Annotated in this window: 4 protein-coding genes; all 4 read left to right on the top strand. The window is 75.2% G+C overall.

Annotated elements, in window-relative coordinates; genetic code table 11:
- Positions 1-482 precede the first annotated feature (482 nt).
- From ACF9IK_RS34115 to ACF9IK_RS34100, 4 genes are read left to right on the top strand one after another with little or no spacing between them, the layout of a single operon-like run.
- Positions 483-6,749, top strand: a complete 6,267-nt coding sequence (locus ACF9IK_RS34115; protein WP_395297933.1) for an amino acid adenylation domain-containing protein — start codon at positions 483-485, stop codon at positions 6,747-6,749.
- Positions 6,746-14,656, top strand: coding sequence for an amino acid adenylation domain-containing protein (locus ACF9IK_RS34110; protein WP_395297932.1), 7,911 nt, complete (start codon positions 6,746-6,748; stop codon positions 14,654-14,656). The genes ACF9IK_RS34115 and ACF9IK_RS34110 overlap by 4 nt, the downstream gene beginning before the upstream one ends.
- Positions 14,653-22,014 (top strand): amino acid adenylation domain-containing protein, encoded by a 7,362-nt coding sequence (locus ACF9IK_RS34105; RefSeq protein ID WP_395297931.1) that lies wholly within the window; start codon positions 14,653-14,655, stop codon positions 22,012-22,014. Before ACF9IK_RS34110 ends, ACF9IK_RS34105 begins: the two co-directional genes overlap by 4 nt.
- Positions 22,011-23,237: a cytochrome P450 gene (locus ACF9IK_RS34100; RefSeq protein WP_395297930.1), complete on the top strand. Its 1,227-nt coding sequence runs from the start codon at positions 22,011-22,013 to the stop codon at positions 23,235-23,237. The genes ACF9IK_RS34105 and ACF9IK_RS34100 overlap by 4 nt, the downstream gene beginning before the upstream one ends.
- The last annotated feature ends 75 nt before the right edge of the window (positions 23,238-23,312 follow it).

Raw genomic sequence — 23,312 nt, 5'->3', positions numbered from 1 at the left:
GTTGAGGCGAAGGCGCGTCGTCGGTGCGATACTTGAGGCACCGCAGATACGTGCCCTCGACGGCGACCTCAGGATCTTGGAGTGCTCAGGGCAGAACCGGGAGATGCCCCATCTCTCCGTGGTCCTTCACCCGCTCCTTCGTCACCCGGGGGCAGCCCGCCCGGGTGTCCGGCGACGGCTGGGGGCAGCCCGGTTGCCACCGGCGTCGCGTGGGACGCCGCGCGCCCGTGCGTCGCGCGGGCTGCCGGGGACGGAGGGCCGTCCGATGCACCACAGGAGGCGAATGGCGCCAGGTGCATGCACAGAGCGCACCTGCCGTCAGGCAAGTGCACATAATGCGCCCCCTTACTCCACCATGCGCCCCCAACGCCACCACACCTCCTGCACATTCTCTATACCTCGCCCGTCGCTCCGGGATATCACCGACGCATGCGTAGACGACAGCCGAGAGATCGGGCATCGGCGTGAGGGGGGCATCCACCGTGCAGTCAGGAACGCAGGACCTCCGGCCGGAAGGACGGGCCGAGGGCGAGTACGAACCGTCGTTCGCGCAGCACCGCATGTGGTTCCTCGACCGGCTGGGGGGCGGTCGAGGCGCCGAGTACACCGCGTCACCGATGTGGTACGTCCACGGTCCGCTGGAGGGACCGGTGCTGGAGCGGGCACTGGCCGGGCTGGTGGAACGGCACGCGTCGCTGCGCACGCGCTTCGTCGAACGCGACGGCGTGCCACGCGCCGTGGTCGCCGACCGGTCGGACGTGCGGATCGAGTGGCGCGATGCCGCCGACGACGCCGAGGTGGCGCGGCAGGCCGAGACCGTGGCGGACCGGCCGTTCGACCTCGCCTCGGGGCCGCTGATCCGGGTCGTCGTCTGGCGCCTGGGTCCGACCGAGCACGTCCTGCTGGTCGCCGTCCACCACATCGTCTCGGACGGCTGGTCGCTGGGCGTGCTGCTGCGCGAGCTGGCCGCGCTGTACGCGGGTGACGCGCTCCCCGCGCTCCCCGTCCAGTACGCGGACTTCGCGCACTGGCAGCGCCGGGAGCTGACCGGCGCGACCCTGGAACGGGGCCTGGGCTACTGGCGCGAGCGGCTGGCGGCACTGCCGGCCCTGGAACTGCCCACCGACCGGCCCCGACCCGCCGAGCCCTCCTGGGCCGGCGCCACCCGCGAGTTCACCCTCGAACCCGAGCTGGTCGCCCGACTGGAACGCCTCGGCCGGGCCCACGGCGCGACCCTCTACATGACCCTGCTCACCGCGTTCCAGATCCTGCTCGGCCGATGGAGCGGACAACGCGACTTCGGCATCGGCGTCCCCGTCGCCGGACGCGGCCGCCCCGAGGTCGAACACCTCATCGGCCTCTTCGTCAACACCCTGGTCATGCGCGCCGACCTCACCGGCGACCCGACCTTCACCGACCTCCTCACCCGCGTCCGCGACCACACCCTCGACGCCCTCGACCACCAGGACGTGCCCTACGAGCGGATCGTCCGCGAGCTGCGGCCCGAGCGACCGGACACGGACTCCCTGATCGACGCCTGGTTCGCCATGCAGAACCTGCCGGAGGACCCGGCGGCCGGCCCGGACGCCGCCCGGTCCCCCGGGGCGCTGCGGTTCACCGACTTCGGCACCGACCGGCCCCGGGCCCTCTTCGCGGTGTCCCTGTTCGCCCAGCCGCGCGCCGACGGGGTGGCGATGACCTTCGTCTACCGCACCGACCTCTTCGACGCGGCGACGATCGACCGGCTGATCCAGGGCTGCCGCACCCTGCTCACCACCGTCGCCACCGACCCCGACACCCACCTCAGCGGACTGCACCTGCCCGCCGACGAGACCCGAACACTACGACAACTCGGCACCGGCGAACTCCCCACCCCCGCAAAGGACACCATCACCCAGTTCGAGGACCAGACCCACCGCACCCCGAACGCCGTCGCCGTCCGCACCGGCGACACCACCCTCACCTACGCCGAACTCAACACCCGCGCCAACCGCCTCGCCTGGTGGCTCCACGACCACGGCGTCACCACCGAAACACCCGTCGCCGTCCGCCTCCCCCGCGGAACCGACATGCTCACCGCCGTCCTCGCCATCCTCAAAACCGGCGGCGCCTACATCCCCATCGACCCCGCCTGGCCCACCGAACGCGTCGACCACATCCGCACCGACGCCGGAGCCCACCTCATCCTCGACGGCCCCCTCCCCACCACCGACCGCGACGACAACCCCCCACCCCACCACCACGACCAACAACTCGCCTACATCATCTACACCTCCGGCTCCACCGGACGACCCAAAGGCGTCGGCATCCCCCGCGCCGCCCTCACCGCCCACACCACCCGCATACGCCGCCGCTTCGCCCTCGGCCCCACCGACCGCGTCCTCCAGTTCGCCGCCCTCGCCTTCGACGCCTCAGCAGAACAGATCTTCCCCGCCCTCACCTGCGGCGCCACCCTCGTCCTCCCCGACCACGGCCTCATCACCCCCACCCGCCTCCTCACCGACCTCGACCACCACGGCGTCACGGTGCTGGAGGTGGTTCCCGGGTACCTGACGGAGCTGATCGCCGAGCTGACAGCGCCGGACTCCCCGCACGCCCACCGGGATCCCGCACGGCTGCGGCTGTTGGTCCTCGGCGGCGACACCGCCCGGCCGGCCGATCTCGCCTGGTGGACCAAACGGTTCCCGGACATGACGGTGGTGAACACCTACGGGCCGACCGAGGCGACGATCACCACCACCCTCTTCGAGATCACACCCGACAGCACCCACCACCCCGACGGCATCCCCATCGGCCGCCCCCTCGGCGACCGCCACCTCCACCTCCTCGACCACCACCTCACCCCCGCCCCCCTCGGCGCCATCGCCGAACTCCACATCGGCGGCACCCAACTCGCCCGCGGCTACCTCGGCCAACCCGCCCTCACCGCCGACCACTTCCGCCCCGACCCCCACACCGACCAACCCGGCGCCCGCCTCTACCGCACCGGCGACCTCACCCGCTGGACCACCGACGGCCACCTCACCTACCACGGCCGCACCGACCACCAGATCAAGATCCGCGGCTACCGCATCGAAACCGGCGAAATCGAAACCCGCCTCCGCGAACACCCCCACATCCACGACGCCGCCGTCACCACCCACCACGACCGCCTCATCGCCTACCTCACCACCACCCCCGACACCACCACCCAGAACATCCGCGAATGGCTCGCCCGACGACTGCCCGACTACATGCTCCCCAGCACCCTCATCACCCTCGACGAACTCCCCCGCACCGCCGGCGGCAAGACCGACCGCACACGCCTGCCCGACCCCGACCACCACCGGCCCGAACCGTCCGACGACCACACACCCCCACGCAACCCCACCGAACAAACCATCGCCGAGGTCTGGCAGGAAGTACTGCAACTCGACCGAATCGGCATCCACGACAACTTCTTCGACCTCGGCGGCCACTCCCTCCTCGCCACCCTGGCCGTGGCCCGCCTGACGAAGGCACTGGAGCGGCCCGTCGACGTCCGCCTGTTCTTCGAGCGGCCGACGATCGCCGAGTTCGCCGCCGCCCTGCCGACCGCGCCGTCGCGCCCCGCGCCGCAGATCGGCCGCATGGTCCGCAGCGGCGACTTCCCGCTCTCCTTCGCGCAGGAGGGCCTGTGGTTCCTCCACCGGCTCACCCCCGAAGCCCCCGACTACACGGCGGCCCTGGCCTGGCGCGTCGAGGGCGAACTCGACCGGGCACGCCTGGACCGGGCGCTGGGCCAGCTCGCCGCCCGCCACGAGTCGCTGCGCACCACCTTCCCGCTGGTCGACACGGAGCCCGTGCAGCGGGTGGCCGCCGCACCGGACGTCGCCGCCGTCTGGCACGATCTGGCCGGACTCGACGACCCGTACGGCGAGGCGGTCCGGCAGGCCGGCGAGGAGCTGCACCGCCCCTTCGACCTGGCGGCCGGCCCACTGGTCCGGGTGACGGCCTGGCGGCTCGGCCCCGAGGACCATCTGCTCGTCCTGGCTCTGCACCACATCGTCTCGGACGGCTGGTCGCTGGGCGTGCTGGTCCGCGAGCTCGGCGCGCTGTACGACGGCCGGGGGCTGCCGGAGCTCGCCGTCCAGTACGCGGACTTCGCGCACTGGCAGCGCCGGGAGCTGACCGGCGCGACCCTGGAACGGGGCCTGGGCTACTGGCGCGAGCGGCTGGCGGCACTGCCGGCCCTGGAACTGCCCACCGACCGGCCCCGACCCGCCGAGCCCTCCTGGGCCGGCGCCACCCGCGAGTTCACCCTCGAACCCGAGCTGGTCGCCCGACTGGAACGCCTCGGCCGGGCCCACGGCGCGACCCTCTACATGACCCTGCTCACCGCGTTCCAGATCCTGCTCGGCCGATGGAGCGGACAACGCGACTTCGGCATCGGCGTCCCCGTCGCCGGACGCGGCCGCCCCGAGGTCGAACACCTCATCGGCCTCTTCGTCAACACCCTGGTCATGCGCGCCGACCTCACCGGCGACCCGACCTTCACCGACCTCCTCACCCGCGTCCGTGACCACACCCTCGACGCCCTCGACCACCAGGACGTGCCCTACGAGCGGATCGTCCGCGAGCTGCGGCCCGAGCGACCGGACACGGACTCCCTGATCGACGCCTGGTTCGCCATGCAGAACCTGCCGGAGGACCCGGCGGCCGGCCCGGACGCCGCCCGGTCCCCCGGGGCGCTGCGGTTCACCGACTTCGGCACCGACCGGCCCCGGGCCCTCTTCGCGGTGTCCCTGTTCGCCCAGCCGCGCGCCGACGGGGTGGCGATGACCTTCGTCTACCGCACCGACCTCTTCGACGCGGCGACGATCGACCGGCTGATCCAGGGCTGCCGCACCCTGCTCACCACCGTCGCCACCGACCCCGACACCCACCTCAGCGGACTGCACCTGCCCGCCGACGAGACCCGAACACTACGACAACTCGGCACCGGCGAACTCCCCACCCCCGCAAAGGACACCATCACCCAGTTCGAGGACCAGACCCACCGCACCCCGAACGCCGTCGCCGTCCGCACCGGCGACACCACCCTCACCTACGCCGAACTCAACACCCGCGCCAACCGCCTCGCCTGGTGGCTCCACGACCACGGCGTCACCACCGAAACACCCGTCGCCGTCCGCCTCCCCCGCGGAACCGACATGCTCACCGCCGTCCTCGCCATCCTCAAAACCGGCGGCGCCTACATCCCCATCGACCCCGCCTGGCCCACCGAACGCGTCGACCACATCCGCACCGACGCCGGAGCCCACCTCATCCTCGACGGCCCCCTCCCCACCACCGACCGCGACGACAACCCCCCACCCCACCACCACGACCAACAACTCGCCTACATCATCTACACCTCCGGCTCCACCGGACGACCCAAAGGCGTCGGCATCCCCCGCGCCGCCCTCACCGCCCACACCACCCGCATACGCCGCCGCTTCGCCCTCGGCCCCACCGACCGCGTCCTCCAGTTCGCCGCCCTCGCCTTCGACGCCTCAGCAGAACAGATCTTCCCCGCCCTCACCTGCGGCGCCACCCTCGTCCTCCCCGACCACGGCCTCATCACCCCCACCCGCCTCCTCACCGACCTCGACCACCACGGCGTCACGGTGCTGGAGGTGGTTCCCGGGTACCTGACGGAGCTGATCGCCGAGCTGACAGCGCCGGACTCCCCGCACGCCCACCGGGATCCCGCACGGCTGCGGCTGTTGGTCCTCGGCGGCGACACCGCCCGGCCGGCCGATCTCGCCTGGTGGACCAAACGGTTCCCGGACATGACGGTGGTGAACACCTACGGGCCGACCGAGGCGACGATCACCACCACCCTCTTCGAGATCACACCCGACAGCACCCACCACCCCGACGGCATCCCCATCGGCCGCCCCCTCGGCGACCGCCACCTCCACCTCCTCGACCACCACCTCACCCCCGCCCCCCTCGGCGCCATCGCCGAACTCCACATCGGCGGCACCCAACTCGCCCGCGGCTACCTCGGCCAACCCGCCCTCACCGCCGACCACTTCCGCCCCGACCCCCACACCGACCAACCCGGCGCCCGCCTCTACCGCACCGGCGACCTCACCCGCTGGACCACCGACGGCCACCTCACCTACCACGGCCGCACCGACCACCAGATCAAGATCCGCGGCTACCGCATCGAAACCGGCGAAATCGAAACCCGCCTCCGCGAACACCCCCACATCCACGACGCCGCCGTCACCACCCACCACGACCGCCTCATCGCCTACCTCACCACCACCCCCGACACCACCACCCAGAACATCCGCGAATGGCTCGCCCGACGACTGCCCGACTACATGCTCCCCAGCACCCTCATCACCCTCGACGAACTCCCCCGCACCGCCGGCGGCAAGACCGACCGCACACGCCTGCCCGACCCCGACCACCACCGGCCCGAACCGTCCGACGACCACACACCCCCACGCAACCCCACCGAACAAACCATCGCCGAGGTCTGGCAGGAAGTACTGCAACTCGACCGGATCGGCATCCACGACAACTTCTTCGACCTCGGCGGCCACTCCCTCCTCGCCACCAGGGTCGCCATCCGGATGCGCAGCGCGTTCGGCACCGACATCGGCGTGCGCGCGCTCTTCGACGGACCGACGGTGGCGCGGCTCGCCGTCGCCGTGGAGGAGCAACTGACCCGGGAGATAGCGGGGATGAGCGGCGAGGACCTCGCCGAGGCACTGAAGGGGCAGCAGCCATGAGCACGGTGCACGGACTGGTCGAGGCACAGGCCCGGCGCAGTCCCGACGCGGTCGCCCTGGAGTTCGAGGGCGAGGAACTGTCCTACCGGGAGCTGGACCGCCTGGCCAACCGGCTCGCCCACCGGCTGCGCGCCCTCGGCGCGGGGCCGGAGAAGGTGGTCGCCGTCGGGGCGCAGCGCTCCCCGGAGCTGGTCGTGGCCCTGCTCGGCATCCTCAAGAGCGGCGCGGCGTACCTGCCGTTGGACCTGGAGCTGCCGGTCGACCGGCTCGCCTCGATGGTCGGCCGGGCCGGCCCGGTCGCCCTGGTCCGCGGTCCCGGCATGGAGCTGGACCTCGGCCGGCCGGAGCTGCCCGAGGTCGTCCTGGCCGACGCCGCCGAGCGGCCGGAGGCCTCCGACGCGGCCGACGGCCCGTGCGGCGTGGTCGTCGACGAGCGGAACGCCGCCTACGTGATGTACACCTCCGGCTCCACCGGGCGGCCCAAGGGCGTGGTGGTCGAGCACCGCGGCGTGTGCAACCGGCTGCGCTGGGGCCAGCACGAGTACGGGATGACTCCCGACGAACGGGTCCTCCAGAAGACCCCGTACGCCTTCGACGTGTCGGTGTGGGAGCTGTTCTGGCCGCTCACCGTCGGCGCCCGGCTGGTCGTCGCCCGGCCGGGCGGGCACCGCGACGGCGGCTACCTGGTCGAGCTGATCCGGCGCCGCGCCGTCACCACCGTCCACTTCATCCCCACCATGCTCGGCCTGTTCGCCGGCGAGCGCGGGGCCGGGGAGTGCCACAGCCTGCGCCGCGTCCTGACCAGCGGCGAGGAGTTGCCCACCGACCTCCAGAACCGGGTGCTGCGGCTGCTGCCCCACGTCGAGCTGCACAACCTGTACGGGCCCACCGAGGCGTCCATCGAGGTCAGCGCCTGGCAGTGCCGGCCCGAGTGGCCGGGCCCGACCGTGCCGATCGGCGCGGCCGTCGCGAACACCCGGCTGCACGTCCTCGACCCGCAGCTGCGCCCCGTCCCGGACGACGGCACCGGCGAGTTGTTCCTGGCCGGCGTCCAGCTCGCCCGGGGCTACCTCGGGCAGCCGGGCCTCACCGCGGAGCGTTTCCTGCCCGACCCGTACGGGGAGCCCGGCGGACGGATGTACCGCAGCGGGGACCTGGCGCGCTGGCACCGGCCCGGCGTGGTCGAGTACCTGGGCCGGACCGACGACCAGCTCAAGCTGGGCGGCAACCGGGTCGAACTGGGCGAGATCCAGGCCGTCCTGAACGACCAGCCGGGCGTACGCGCGGCCGTGGTGGTGGCCGCCGGGTCGGCCACCGAGCGGCGGATCGTCGCGTACGCCGTCGGCGACGGCCTCGACCTCGCCGACCTGCGCGAGCGGCTGGCGGCCCGGCTGCCCGGCTACATGGTCCCGTCCGCCTTCGTCCTGCTGGACGCGCTGCCGCTGACGCCCAGTGGCAAGCTCGACCGCAAGGCCCTGCCCGTCCCGGACCGGCCCGAGCTGGCCACCGCGTACCGGGCGCCGGAGAGCGGGCTCCAGGAGCGGCTGGCGGCGGTCTGGGCCTCGGTCTTCAGCCTCGAACGGATCGGGGCCGACGACGACTTCTTCGCCCTCGGCGGCCAGTCGCTGCTCGCGGTGCGGCTGATCGCCCGGCTGCGCGAGGAGCTGGGCGCCGACGTCTCGCTGCGCGACCTCTTCGAGGGGCCGACCGTCGCCGGACTCGCGGCCGTGCTCGACCGGGCGGGCACCGGCCCCGCACGGCCCGCACTCACCCGGGGCGACGACGACCAGCCGGTGGTCGCCTCGTTCGGCCAGGAGCGGCTGCTGTTCCTGCACCGGCTGCACGCCGACGGCGCGAACTACGTCATCCCGATCGCCTGGCGGGTGGACGGCCGGCTCGACGCAGCCGTCCTGCGCGGCGCGCTGGAGCGGCTGGCGGCCCGGCACGACGCCCTGCGCACCCGTTTCCCCGGCGGCGACCACCCGCCCGTCACCGCCCCCGAGCCCGTCGTGGACCTGCGCCTGGCCGACGCCGAGGGGTGGGCGGAGGAGATCGCCGCCGAGCTGCGCCGGCCGTTCGACCTCGCCGCGGGGCCGGCCTGGCGGGCACTGCTGCTCCGGCTCCCCGGGCACGACGTCCTGCTGCTGGTGCTGCACCACCTGGTCGCCGACGGCTGGTCGCTGGGCGTCGTCGCGCGCGAGCTGGGCGAGCTGTACGCCGGTGGCACACCGCCGCTGCCGCCGGTGCGCTACGCGGACTTCGCCCGCCGCCAGCGCGCCGACCTGACGCCGGAGCGGCAGGCCGCCCTGCTGGAGTGGTGGCACGGCGCGCTGGCCGGCGTCCCGGTCCTGGAGCTGCCCACCGACCGGCCCCGGCCGGCCGTCCTGGGCACCGACGGGGCCACCCACCGCTTCGACCTGCCGCAGCAGGCGCTGCGCGCCCTGGACCGGTACGCCCGGGACGGCTCCACCACCCTGCACACCCTGCTGCTGGCGGCGTTCCAGGTGCTGCTGGGCCGGTGGAGCGGGCAGCGCGACTTCGCCGTCGGCACGGCGGCCGCCGGCCGCTCCTACGCCGAGGTGGAGAACGTCGTCGGCTTCTTCGCCAACACCCTTGCCGTGCGGGCCGATCTCGACGGCGATCCCACCCTCCCCGACCTGCTCCGCCGGGTTCGGGACGCCGTCCTCGGCGCGTACGACCACCAGGACGTGCCGTTCGAGCGCGTGGTGGAGGAGCTGCGGCCGGACCGCGACCTCAGCCGCAACCCGGTGTTCCAGACCATGTTCGCGCTCCGCGACGCCACCGCGGAGCTGCGGCTGCCCGGTCTCGCCGCCGCGGAGATCCCGCTCGGCTGGCGGACCGCCAAGTTCGACCTCACCCTCTTCGTCGACCGGGCCGCCGACGGCACCTGCACCGGTCTGATCGAGTACGCGACGGACCTGTTCGACCCCGCCACGGTGGAGCGGATCGCCGCCGGCTACCACCGGCTGCTGCTGGCGCTCGCCGCGGACCCCGGCGGGCGGCTCGGCGACTGGGACCTGCTCGGCCCCGAGGAGGCGGCCCGGCTGGTGGCGGCGGGCACCGCCCCCACTCCCCCGATCGAACCGCTCGCCCTGCACCGGCTGGTCGCCGCCCGGGCCGCCGCCCACGGCGACCGCCCGGCCGTGGTGGACGGTGCCGCCGTCTGGACGTACGCCGAGCTGGACCGGCGGGCCAACCGGCTCGCCCACCACCTGATCGCCCTCGGCGCCGGCCCGGAGACCGTGGTGGCGGTCAGCCTGCCCCGAGGCGCGGAGCTGGTGGCGGCGCAGCTCGCGGTGCTCAAGGCCGGAGCCGCCTACCTACCGCTGGACGCCGACCAGCCGGTGGAGCGCAGCCGCCACCTGACCGGGGAGAGCGGGGCACGGTTGCTCGTCACCTCCGGCCGGCGGCCCGAACTCGACGCCCTGGGCTGCCGGGTGGTCGACCTCGCCCGCGACGCGGGCGGGATCGGTCGGCGGCCCGGCACCGCACCCGAGGAGGCGGTCGACCCGGAGAACCTCGCCTTCCTCGTCTACACCTCCGGCTCCACCGGACGGCCCAAGGGCGTCGCCGTCAGCCACCGGGCGCTGGTGCGCACCGTCCGCGCGGGCAGCCACCTCGCCCTCGGCCCGGACGACCGGGTGGCCTTCGCGGCCAGCCCGGTGTTCGACGCGGCGACCTTCGAGGTCTGGGCCACCCTGGTCGCCGGGGCGGCCCTGGTGATCACCCCGCCCGACGTGGTGCTGTCGCCGGACGCCCTGGCCGGGCACCTGGACCGGCACGGGGTCACGACCCTGTTCCTCACCACCGCGCTGTTCAACCAGGTCGTCCGGGAGCGGCCGCGGGCGCTCGCGGCCCTGCGGACGGTGCTCTTCGGCGGCGAGGCCGCCGACCCGTCGGCGGTGAGCGCCCTGCTCGGCGGGGCGGGCCCGGACCGGCTGCTGCACATGTACGGTCCGGCCGAGTCGACCACCTTCGCCACCTGGCACCGGGTGGACGGCCACGACCGCGGCGCCGGCGGGGTGCCGATCGGCCGCCCGGTGGACAACACCACCGCGTACGTGGTCGACGAACGGCTGCGGCCGGTGCCCGTCGGGGTGGTCGGGGAACTGCTGCTCGGCGGCGCCGGACTGGCCCGCGGGTACGCGGCGGCGCCGGGCCGCACCGCCGAGCGGTTCCTGCCCGACCCCTTCGGGCCGCCCGGCGGCCGGGTCTACCGCACCGGCGACCTGGTGCGCTGGGACGCCAGGGGCCGGCTGGAGTTCGTCGGCCGGGCCGACGGGCAGGTCAAGATCCGCGGCTTCCGGGTCGAGCCGGGCGAGGTCGAGGGCGCGGTGCGCCGTCACCCGGCGGTCCGGGACACCGTGGTGGTCGCCCGTCCCGACCGCAGCGGCGCCCTCGCCCTGGTCGCCTACGTGGTCGGCGACCGCGCCGGGCTGGACGGGCTGCCCGGGTTCCTCGGCGAGCACCTGCCGGCGTACCTGGTGCCCTCCGCCGTGGTGGTGCTCGACGAACTGCCCCTCACCCGCAACGGCAAGGTGGACCGGGCCGCCCTCCCGGCGCCGGCCCGCACCCCGGCCGTACGCGGCCGCCGCCCGGCCCCCGGACCGGAGCAGCAGCTCGCCGCGGTCTGGTCGGAGGTGCTGGGCGTCGACGACCCGGGCGCGGACGACGACTTCTTCGCCCTCGGCGGGCACTCGCTGCTCGCCGTCAAGGTGGTCGGCGCGGTGGCCGAACGGACCGGCCGGCAGCTGACCTTCCGGGACCTCTTCACCGCCCGCACCATCGCCGGGCTGGCCCGGCTGCTCGCCGGCACCGCTCCCGCCGAGGACGCCCCGATCCTCCGGGGCACCGGCGACGCCGGGCTGCCGGCCTCCTTCGGGCAGGAGCGCCTGGTGTTCCTGGACCGCCTGGAGGGCGCCGGCGCCGCCTACACCGTCCCGGTGGCCTGGCGGCTGACCGGGCCGCTGGACCCCGGCCGGCTGGCCGCCGCCCTCGACACCCTGGTGGACCGGCACGAGGTGCTGCGCACCCGGTTCTCATTGGCCGACGGCGTGGTGTCGCAGAACATCCGCCCCGGCTGGGCCGGGCTGGACCTGCGGGCGGCCCGGTCGGGTGCCGAGGCAGAGCGGGCGTTGCGGGACGAGGCCCGGGTGCCCTTCGACGTCGTCGGCGGGCCGCTGTTCCGGGCCGTGCTCTGGCGCGTCCGCGCCGACGAACACGTGCTGCTGCTGGCGATGCACCACACCGTCTCCGACGGCTGGTCCGCCGGGCTGCTGGTCCGCGACCTCCAGGCCTGCCACGACGGGGCGGAGCCGCCCCGCCCCGCGGTGCGCTACGCCGACTTCGCGCGCTGGCAGCGCGAGCGGCTCGGCGGCGAGGGGCCGGCCCGGGAGCTCGCCCACCGGCGGGAGCGGCTGGCCGGGCTGCCGGCCCTGGAGCTGCCCACCGACCGGCCCCGCCCGGCCGTCCGCACCGGCGCCGGCGGCTCGGTCGGGTTCACCGTCGGCCCCGAGCTGACGGCCCGGCTGGAGGAGCTCGGACGGGAGCACGGCGCGACCCTGTTCATGACCCTGCTGGCCGCCTATCAGGTGCTGCTCGGTCGCTGGAGCGGGCAACGGGACTTCGGCGTCGGCACCCCGGTCGCCGGCCGCGGCCGGCCAGAGGTCCGGGACGTGGTGGGATTCTTCCTCAACACCCTCGTCCTGCGGGCCGACCTGGCCGGCGACCCGTCCTTCGCCGAGTTGCTCGGCCGGGTCCGCGAGGACGCCCTCGGCGCCTACGAGCACCAGGACGTCCCGTTCGGACGCCTGGTGGAGGAGCTCCACCCGGAACGGGAGCTCAACCGCTCCCCGCTGTTCCAGGCCATGTTCAGCTTCAACGACTGGAACCTGGACGCACTGCGGCTCGGCCCCGCCACCGGCACGGCCGTGCCCGTCGACCGGGGGGCGGCCAAGCTGGACCTCACCCTGGAGCTCGTGCACGGACCCGACGGACTGACCGGCACCCTCGACTTCACCACCGACATCCTCGACGCGGCCACGGTCGGCCGGATGGCGCAGGCGTACACCGCGATCCTGCGCGAGGCCGCCGTCGCCCCCTCCACCCGCATCGGCGACCTGCTGCCGACGCCGCCCCGGGCGGGCGCCCTGCCACGGACCGCACCGGCCCGCCCGCTGCTGGAGCGGATCGCCGACCACGCCCGGTCGACCCCGGACGCGACGGCCGTGGTCAGCGGGGACGTCCGGATCGGCTACGCCGAGCTGGACCGGCGGGCCAACCGGCTCGCCCACCACCTGATCGCCCTCGGCGTCGGGCCGGAGACCCGGGTCGGGCTGCGGCTGCACCGGGGTGCCGACACGGTCGTCGCCGTCCTCGGGGTCTGGAAGGCGGGCGGCGCGTTCGTCGCGCTCGACCCCGACCTGCCCGAGGCCCGGACGGCCAGGATCTCCGAGGACGCCGGGATCCGGCTGGTGGTCGACGGAGCCACCCTGGCCGACCCCGCGCTGGAGCGCCGTCCGGACACCGCCCCCGACACCGTCCCGGCGCCCGACGGGCTCGCGTACGTCGTCTACACCTCGGGATCCTCCGGGACGCCGAAGGGCGTGCTGGCCTCCTTCGACACCGTCACCGCCTACCTCGACACCGTGCTCACCCACTACCGGCTGAGCTCCGAGGACGTGGTCCTGCAGCGGGCCTCGCCCTCCTTCGACGCCTTCCTGCGCGACTGCATCGGCCCGCTCACCGTCGGCGCGACCGTACTGGTGGCCGGCCAGTCCGACCTGTCCGGGCTGGCGGACGACCTCTCCGGGGAGGGCCGGCCCGTCCCGACGGCCGTGCTGAGCATGGTGCCGTCGCTGCTGCACCAGCTGATCGACGGCGGCGACCTCACCCCCGCGAACCTGCCGGCGCTGCGCCTGCTGGTGCTCAGCGGCGAGCCCTGCACCCCGGAGCTGCTGGCCCGGCTGCACCGCGCGCTGCCGGGGCTGCGCCGGGTGGTCAACCACTACGGCCCGACCGAGTGCACCCTGACCACCACCGTGGAGGACCTCGACCCCGCGGTGCCGGTCCGGACCGTGTCCATCGGCCGGCCGATGCCGGGCACCGGCGTGCAGGTGCTGGACGGCGCGCTGCGTCCGGTGCCGACCGGCGTGTTCGGCGAGCTGTACATCGGCGGCTCCGGCCCCACCCGGGGCTATCACGGCCGGCCCGGCCCGACCGCGGCCGCCTTCGTCCCCGACCCCTTCGGCGCGCCCGGTGCCCGGATGTACCGCACCGGCGACCGCGGCCGCTGGCTGGCCGACGGCTCCCTGGAGTTCGCCGGACGCCTGGACCGCCAGGTGAAGGTCCGGGGCGTGCGGATCGAGCCGGCCGAGGTGGAGGCGGCCCTGGCCGCGCACCCCGGCGTGGGCGCGGCGGCCGTCGTCGCCCGCCCCGACGGCCCGAACGGCTGGCGGCTCATCGGCTACGCCCAGCAGGCGCCGGGCTCCCCGGTGACGGTCTCCGCGCTGCGGGCCCACCTGGAGGCCGTCCTGCCGTACGCGATGGTGCCCGCCGCGCTGGTGGTCCTGGACGCCATGCCGCTGCTCGGCAACGGCAAGGTGGACCGGGCCGCGCTGCCGGAGCCGGTGGCCGCCGGCGGTGCCGCGCACGTCGCCCCGCGCACCGACACCGAGAAGGCCCTCGCCGAGGTGTGGGCCGAACTGCTCCGCCGGCCGGACATCGGGGTCGAGGACGACTTCTTCGACCTCGGCGGCCACTCCCTGACCGCCATGCGGGTGATCTCCCGGCTGCGGTCACGACTCGACGCCACGGTCACGCTCCGCGCCTTCTTCGAGGCCCGGACCATCGCCGGGCTCGCCCGGAAGCTGGAGGAGAACGGATGAACGACCTCTCCCCCGTTCAGCGGGAGCTGCTCCGCCGACGGCTGGCGGGACTGGCGGGCCCCGGCCCGGACGCGGACGCGATGACCCCGGTCGCCGGCACCGCGGACCTCCCGGTCTCGTTCGGTCAGGAGCGCCTGGTCTTCCTGGACCGGCTGGAGGGACCGGGCCCGGCGTACACCATCCCCGTGGCCTGGCGGCTGACCGGCCCCCTGGACCGCGCGCGGCTGGCCGCCGCCTTCGACCGGGTGGTGGCCCGGCACGAGCCGCTGCGCACCCGGTTCACCGTGGCCGACGGCGCCGTCCGCCAGCACGTGGACCCCGGCTGGCCCGGCGTCGACTGGCGCGGGGAGGTCCCGGCCGGGGAGCTCGCCCGGGCCGTCCGGGAGGCCGCCGACGAGCCCTTCGACCTGGCGTCCGGCCCGGTCCTGCGGGTCACCCTCTGGCGGCTCGCCGAGGAGGAGCACGTGGTGCTGGTGGCGCTGCACCACATCGCCGCCGACGGTTGGTCGATGGGCGTCCTGGTGCGCGAGCTGGAGGTCTGCTACGCCGGCGGCACACTGCCCCAGCCACCCGTCCGGTACGCCGACTTCGCCGCCTGGCAACGCCGTACCGCGGCCACGGACCGGCAGGCCGACCGGCCGGACCGCTGGCGCGGACGGCTTGCGGGGCTGCCGCCGCTGGAGCTGCCCACCGACCGTTCCCGCCCGGCCGGGCGCTCCACCGCGGGCGCGGTCCGCGCGTTCACACTGGCGCCGGAGCTGGTGGCCGGCCTGGAAGGGCTCGGCCGCCGGCACGGGGCGACGCTGTTCATGACCCTGCTGGCCGGGTTCGAGGTCCTGCTGTCCCGCTGGAGCGGCCAGGACGACTTCGCCGTCGGCACCCCGGTCGCCGGACGCAGCCGCCCCGAGGTGGAGCAGCTGATCGGATTCTTCGTCAACACCTCGGTCCTGCGGGCCGACCTGTCCGGGGACCCGTCCTTCGGCGAGGTGCTGGACCGGGTCCGCGCGGACGCCCTCGACGCGTACGAGGACCAGGACGTCCCGTTCGAGCGGATCGTCGACGAGCTCGCCCCCGACCGCGAACTGCACCGGACCCCGCTGTTCCAGGCCATGTTCAGCCTGGACGAGGACGCCGACGACCGCCCGGTCCGGCTCGCCGGGCTGACCGGCACCCGCTACGACCTGGACCTGGACGCCGTCAAGTTCGACCTGGTGCTCCAGGCCGCCCGCCGGCCCGAGGGGGTGGTCGCCGCCTTCTTCCACCGGGCGGACCTGTGGAGCAGGGAGACCGTACGGCGCTGGGCCGAGCAGTACACGCACCTGCTGGAGCAGGCGCTCGCGCACCCGGACACCCCGCTGTCGGCGCTGGATCTGCTGCCGGAGGAGGAGCGGCGCCGGCTGGCCGCCTGGGCGGCCCCGGAACGTTCGTACGACGGCGGCGACCTGCTCCACCGGCGCTTCGAGCGGCACGCGGCGGCGCAGCCGGACGGCCCCGCGGTGGTCGCCGGGGGCGAACGGCTCGGCTACGCGGCGCTGAACCGGCGGGCCAACCGGCTCGCCCACCGGCTGCGCGCCGCCGGGGTGGGCCCCGAGACGGTGGTCGGGCTCTGCGTGGAGCGCAACGCCGACCTGGCGGTCGGGATCCTGGGCATCCTCAAGGCCGGCGGCGCGTACCTGCCGCTGGACCCGGAGCACCCGCGCGAGCGCCTGGCGTACGTGGCGGCGGACGCGGGCGTCACCCTGGCGGTGGTCTCTCCCGGCCTCGGCGACCGGGTCCCGGCCGCGGTCGGCGCGCAGCTGCGGCTGGACGACCCGGCGCTGGACGCCGAACCGGACCGGGACCCGGAGCCGCTGGGCGACGCGGACGCGCTGGCGTACGTCATCCACACCTCCGGCTCCACCGGCCGCCCCAAGGGCGTCTGCGTCCCGCACCGGCAGGTGGTCCGGCTGCTGGACGCCTGCGAGGAGGCGCTGGAGCTGGCCCCGGGCGGGGTCTGGAGCCTGTTCCACTCGTACGCCTTCGACTTCTCGGTCTGGGAGCTGTGGGGCGCGCTGGCCCGGGGCGGCAGCGTGGTGCTGGTCGACCGGGACACCGCGCGCGACCCGAACCGGTTCGCCGCCCTGGTCGAGGCCGAGCGGGTCTCGGTGCTCAGTCAGACCCCCGGCGCCTTCCGCAACCTGCGTGCCGCCCTCGCCGGGCGGCCGCCGGCCGCGCTGGGCGTGCGGACCGTGGTGCTCGGCGGGGAGAAGCTGGACCTGCCCGAGCTGGACGGCTGGCTGGACGGCCCGGGCGCCGGGGTCCGGCTGGTCAACATGTACGGCATCACCGAGACCACGGTGCACGTCACCCACCACACCGTCACCTCGGCGGACCTCTCGGGCGCGGCGCTCTCCCCCATCGGCCGGGCCCTGGGCGACCTGAGCGTCCACGTCCTGGACCGGCACCTGCGGCCGGTCCCGCCCGGTGTGGTCGGCGAGCTGTACGTGGGCGGCGCCGGTCCGGCCCGCGGCTACCTCGGCCGGCCCGGGCTGACCGCGGAGCGCTTCGTCCCCGACCCGTTCGGCACCCGGCCGGGGGCCCGGCTCTACCGCACGGGCGACCGTGCCCGCCGGCTGCCCGACGGGACCCTGGAGTACCGGGGCCGCGCCGACGACCAGGTGAAGATCCGCGGCCACCGGATCGAGCTCGGCGAGGTGGAGGCCGCGCTGCTGGGCCACCCGGCCGTCGAGCAGGCCGCCGTGGTGGCCCGGGGGACGCGCAGCGGCGAGCACCGGTTGCACGCCTACCTGGTCCCGGGCGGGGCGCTGGACCGCGACGAACTGCGGCGCCGGCTGCTCGACCGGCTGCCCGAACCGATGGTGCCGGCCTCGTTCACGGTGCTCGCGGCGATGCCGCTGACCGCCAACGGCAAGGTCGACCGGAGGGCGCTGCCGGCGGCCGACGGTGCCGGCCTGGACAGCGTCCGGGCGCACGTCCCGCCGGCCACCCCGACCGAGCGGGCGCTCGCCGGGGTGTGGTGCGCGGCGCTCGGTGTCGACCGGGTCGGCGTCACCGACCGCTTCTTCGACCTCGGCGGGGACTCGATCCTGGCACTGCGCGTGGTGGGCCTGGCGGAGCAGCGCGGGCTGACGGTGGCGCTGCGCGACGTCTTCGCCCACCAGGGGCTGGGCGAGCTGGCCGGCGCCGTGGACGACGCCGCCGGGCGGGCACTCGCGGCGGCCGCCGCCGGGCGGGACGTTCCGGCGGGGGCCGGACCGGTGGAGCCATTCGCCCTGGTGTCGGCGGCTGACCGTGAGCGGCTGCCCGCCGGGCTGGTGGACGCGTATCCGCTGACCCGGATGCAGCAGGGCATGCTCTACGAGCTGCTCGCCGACGCCGGCAAGGGCGCCTACCACAACGTGACCAGCTTCCGGATCCAGGAGCCCGCCGGGTTCGACGCCGGGGCGATGCGCGAGGCCGCCCGGGCGGTGGTGCGCCGGTACGAGATCCTGCGGACCGGCTTCGACTGGAGCGGCTACGACGAGCCGCTGCAACTGGTCCACCCCTCGGCCGAGTTGCCCGTGGGGGTGGACGACCTGCGGGACCTGGGCGAGGACGCCGGGGCGGAGCGGGTCCGCGCGTACCTGCGCGCCGAGGCCGGGCGCTGGTTCGAGCTGGCGGTACCGCCGCTGATCCGGCTCCACGTACACGTGCTCAACGAGGCCGAGTACCGGCTCACCATCACCGACTGCCATGCCGTCCTGGACGGCTGGAGCCTCACGTCGCTGATCGCCGAGCTGGTCGAGCGGCACCGTCGGGCCCGTACCGGAGGCGACCTCGCCACCGGCGGCGCCCCCGCGACGGGCGGAGCCCCTGCGACCGGCGGCGACCTCGCCCCCGGCGCACCGGGAACGGACCCCGACCCGCTGGACGGGCCGCCGGTGCCCGCCTTCGCCGAGTACGTGGCACTGGAGCGCGCCGCGGTCGCCGACCCGGCCGCCCGGGCGTTCTGGGACGCCATGGTGGAGGCCTTCCCACCGGTGCGCCTTCCGCGCGCCGCCGGCGGCGACCTCGCGGACAAGTCCACCTGCGAGGCGCTGCGCTCCTACGGACACCTGCGGGCCGGCATCGACGCGCTCGCCGCCCGGGCCGGGGTGCCCCGGCGGACGGTGCTGTTCACCGCCTACCACCACCTGATGCGCCGGCTCGCCGACGGCGACGCCTACTCGACCGGGATGGCCACCAACGGCCGCCCCGAACGGGCCGGGGCGGACGGCATGCGCGGGGTCTTCCTCAACGTGGTGCCCTTCGGCGCGCACTCCGCCGCGACCAGCTGGCTCGGCCTGCTGCGGGACGTCTTCGCCGCCGAGCGGGAGGTGATCCCCCACCGCCGCTTCCCGCTGGCCGAGCTGCAGAGCGGCCGGTGGGCCGGGGAGGTGCTGGTCGACACCGCCTTCAACTACGTGCACTTCCACGGCCTGGGCAGCGAGCACAAGGAGGACATCGAGGAGATCGCCCGAACCAACTTCGGGCTGATGGTCACCACCGGCCCGACGGGCGTCTCCTTCGAGGCCGACGCCGGCCGGATGTCCCGGAGCGAGGTGGAACGGCTCGCCGACACGTACTGCGCGCTGCTCGCCGCGATGGTCGCCGACCCCGAGGCGGCCCCCGGCCTGCCCGTCGAGGCGCCGGACCTCCGGTCGGTGCGGGACGCCGCCGCGGCACGGGACGACCGCAGCGTGGTGGCGGTGTTCGAGGAGCGGGCGGCCGCGCACCCCGACCGGGTGGCGCTGGCCACGGCCGACGGCCGCGCGATCACGTACGCCGGGCTGCGGGCGCGGGCCGACCGGATCGCCCGGCGGCTGCGCCGGCACGGCGCCGGACCCGGCGGGGTCGTCGGGTTGTGCGCGGAACGCTCCGCAGAGCTGGTGGCCGGCATCCTCGGGATCCTCAGGTCCGGCGCCGCGTACCTGCCGCTGGACCCCCGCGACCCGGCCCTGCGCCTCGACCGGATGGTCGCGGAGACCGGCGCGGACGTGGTGCTCGTCCAGCCCGCGTGGCGCGAGGTCGTGCCCGCGCGGGTGGGCACCGTCCTGCACCTCACCGAGGACGTCCCCGAGGCGGACCACCCGGCGGGCGACGGCCCCGCGGACGACGTCCTCACCCTGCCCGACGCCGACGGCGCGGCCTGCGTGCTCTACACCTCCGGCTCCACCGGCCGCCCCAAGGGCATCGCGCTGCCGCACCGCGCGGTCGTCGACTCCCTGGTCGCCCAGGACTTCCTGCGCCTGGACGAGGACGAGACGGTCCTGCACCTGAGCAGCTTCAGCTGGGACGCCGCCGTCTTCGAGATCCTCGGACCGCTGCTGACCGGCGGCACCTGCGCGCTCCACCCGGCCGAACCGCTCACCCCGGCCGGCATCGCCGCCTCGCTGCGGCAGCACGGCGTCACCACCGCCTTCCTCACGACCACGATGCTCAACCTGGTCGTCGAACAGGACCCGGACGCGCTGTCCGGCCTGCGCCAGCTGATCACCGGCGGCGAGGCCGCCTCCCCGGCCCATCTGCGCGAGCTGCGCACCCGCCTGAGCACCCTGCGCCTGATCAACGGGTACGGCCCGGTGGAGTGCACCTTCATCGTCACCCGGCACGAAGTGCGCTCCGTCGCCCCCGACGCGGTCGCCGTCCCGATCGGCCGGCCGCTGGCCCGGACGACCGTCCTGGTCCTCGACGAGGCGCTGCGCCCCGTCCCGGCCGGGGTGTCCGGGGAGATCTTCGTCGGCGGCGACTGCCTGGCCCTCGGATACGTCGGCCAGCCCGGTCTGACCGCGGAGCGGTTCCTCCCCGACCCGGCCGGCCACGGCCGGCGGCTCTACCGCACCGGCGACCGGGGGCGCCTGCGGGCCGACGGCGAACTGGAGTTCGGCGGTCGGCTGGACGGTCAGGTGAAGATCCGCGGCCGCCGGATCGAACCGGGGGAGATCGAGGCCGTCCTCTCCTCGCACCCGGGCGTGGCGGCGGCCGCCGCGCTCGCCCGCACCGACCGGCCGGGCGACGCCGTCCTGGTGGCGTACCTGGTCCCGGCGGCCGGGTCCGCCCTGCCCAGCACCGCCGAGCTGCGCCGATGGCTGCGCGACCGCCTCCCGGCCTACCTGGTGCCGACGGCGCTGGTGCCGCTGGCCTCGCTGCCGGTGACCGCGAACGGCAAGCTCGACCGCGCGGCCCTGCCCGCGCCGGACGGGCTGGTCGAGCCGGAGCACCCCTACGTGGGACCGCGCACCGAGGCGGAGACCACGCTGGCCAAGCTCTGGGCCGAGGTCCTGCGGCTGGACCGGGTCGGGGTGCACGACGACTTCTTCGACCTCGGCGGCAACTCGCTGGCTACCGTCCGGGTCGCCGCCCGGGCCTGCGACCTCGGCCTCCCGGTCGGGGTGGCCGACCTGCTGGAGAACCCCACCGTGGCCGCGCTGGCCGCCGCCGTCACCGCCCGGGCCCAGGCCGGCCCGGACGGCGCGGCGGGGCTCGCGGACGCCGCAGCCCCGGCGCGGCGCCGCGAGGGCGAGGTGCTGGTCGTGCTCCGCGAGGGCAGCGGGAACCCGCTGTACTGCGTGCACCCGAGCGGCGGCAGCGTCGCCTGGTACCTCCCGCTCGCCAAGGCGCTGCCGCCCGGCAGACCGGTGATCGGCCTCCAGGCCCGGGGCCTCGACGGCGGCACCGACGCCGACACGATGCAGGCCCTGGCCGAGGACTACGTCCGGCAGCTACGGGCCCACCGGCCGCAGGGTCCGTACGCACTGCTCGGCTGGTCGATGGGGGGCAACATCGCCCAGGAGATGGCCGTCCAGCTGACGGCGGCGGGCGAGCGGGTCGAGGTGCTGCTGCTGTTGGAGCCCGCCGTGCCCGACGAGGACGGCATGTTCGCCGTCACCGAGGCGCTCGACCTGCTGGACCGCGCGATCACCCTGCGCGAGGCGGTCCGGGGACTCTCGCCCGGCACCCCGGCCAGGCTCAGCCAGGAGCGGGAGCTGGTGGCGACCCTGCTCGCCGCCGGCGTCGGCGAGGCGGAGGCCCGCCTGGGCGCCGACTGGCCGGTGGCGATGTGGACGGCCCTGCTGCGCGCCGCGGCCGGCTACCGCCCCGAGCCCTACCGGGGCCCGGTGCACCTGGTGGTCAGCGCCGAGGCCGTCGACGCCGCCCCGGAGCACAGGTCCGTCGCCGCCGGCGAGAGCTACCCCGCGTACGAGCGGCGCTGCCGGGAGCTGTTCCCCGGCGCGCTGACCGTCCACCACCTGCCCGGCACCCACCGGAGCATGGTCACCGATCCGGACGTGGCCGCCGTCGCCGCCATCGCCGCCGACCTGATGGAGCACACGCCGTGACCGCGACCGACCGGGCCCTGGACCCCTACCTGCTGGACGACGAGGTCGTCGCCGACCCGTTCCCCCACCTCGCCCGGCTGCGCGAGGCCGCGCCCGTGCACTGGAGCCCCGCCAACCGGGCCTGGCTGGTGACCGGATACGACCAGGTGGCCGCGTGCTTCGCGGAGCCCGCGGTGTCCGCCGACCGGATCACCCCGGTACTGGCCCAGACGCCCCTGCACCTGCTCGGCCCGGAGGCCGCCCGCGCCTTCCAGATCATGGCCGGGTGGATGGTCTTCGTCGACCCGCCCGAGCACCGCCGGCTGCGCAGCGTCTTCCGGGGCGCCTTCGGCCCCGGGCAGGTCCGGCGCAACCGCCCGATGGTGCAGGAGGCGGTGGCCCGGCTGACCGCCGGGGCCTCGGCCGGCGGACCGGTCACCGACCTGGTGGCCGACTTCGCCCGCCCGCTGCCCGCCACCGTCGCCGCGGCCTGGATGGGCGTGCCGCCGGAGGACACCGCGGACTTCCAGCGCTGGGCGATCCTGGTGGGCGACCTCGCCCTCGGCTCGGTGCAGTCGCCGGAGGAGACCGAGAACTCCCACCGGGCCCTGCTGGACCTCTTCGGCTACCTCCGCCGACTGGTCCGCAGGCGCCGCGAGGAGCCGGGGTCCGACCTGATCAGCGCGGCCCTGGCCGGCGGCCTGGTGGGCGAGGAGGTCGGCGAGGACGAGTTCGTCGCCATGCTCACCCACATCGCGTTCGCGGGCGGCGAGACCACCAGCAACCTGATCGCCGTCGGCGTGTGGAACCTGCTGCGCCGGCCGGACCAGCTCGAACTGCTGCGCGCCGATCCCGAGTCGGCGCGCGGCGCCGTGGAGGAGCTGCTGCGCTTCGACGGGCCCTCCAAGCTGTCGGTCCGCCAGGTCGCGGCCGACTTCGCCCTGGGCGACCGCACCCTGCGGGCCGGCGACCGGCTCTACCTCGTCACCGCGGCCGCCAACCGGGACCCGTCCAGGTTCGACCGCCCCGACGAGCTGGACATCGGCCGCTCCCCCAATCCGCACCTCGGGTTCGGCCACGGCGAGCACTTCTGCCTGGGCGCACCGCTGGCCCGCCTGGTCGCCGGGGCGGCGCTCACCGACCTGCTGGCGGCCTCGCCGCACCTCGCCCTGGCCGGCCACGAGGTCAACTGGCAGCCCTCGCTGCTCAACCGCAGCCTCCGGTCGCTGCCGGTCCGGCTCTGACCGCCCCGCCGCCGATCCACCCGGGACCCGGGACCGACAGACACCCAGTCCAGTTTCCCAAGACCCGATACCCGA

The sequence above is a fragment of the Kitasatospora hibisci genome (assembly GCF_043950205.1).
Lineage (GTDB): Bacteria > Actinomycetota > Actinomycetes > Streptomycetales > Streptomycetaceae > Kitasatospora > Kitasatospora hibisci.
This window is presented reverse-complemented; position numbering and strand designations above follow the sequence as displayed.

Coding starts and splice junctions, on each gene's coding strand:
- ACF9IK_RS34110 (WP_395297932.1), top strand. CDS start 6,746: ATGAGCACGGTGCACGGACTGGTCGAGGCACAGGCCCGGCGCAGTCCC.
- ACF9IK_RS34105 (WP_395297931.1), top strand. CDS start 14,653: ATGAACGACCTCTCCCCCGTTCAGCGGGAGCTGCTCCGCCGACGGCTG.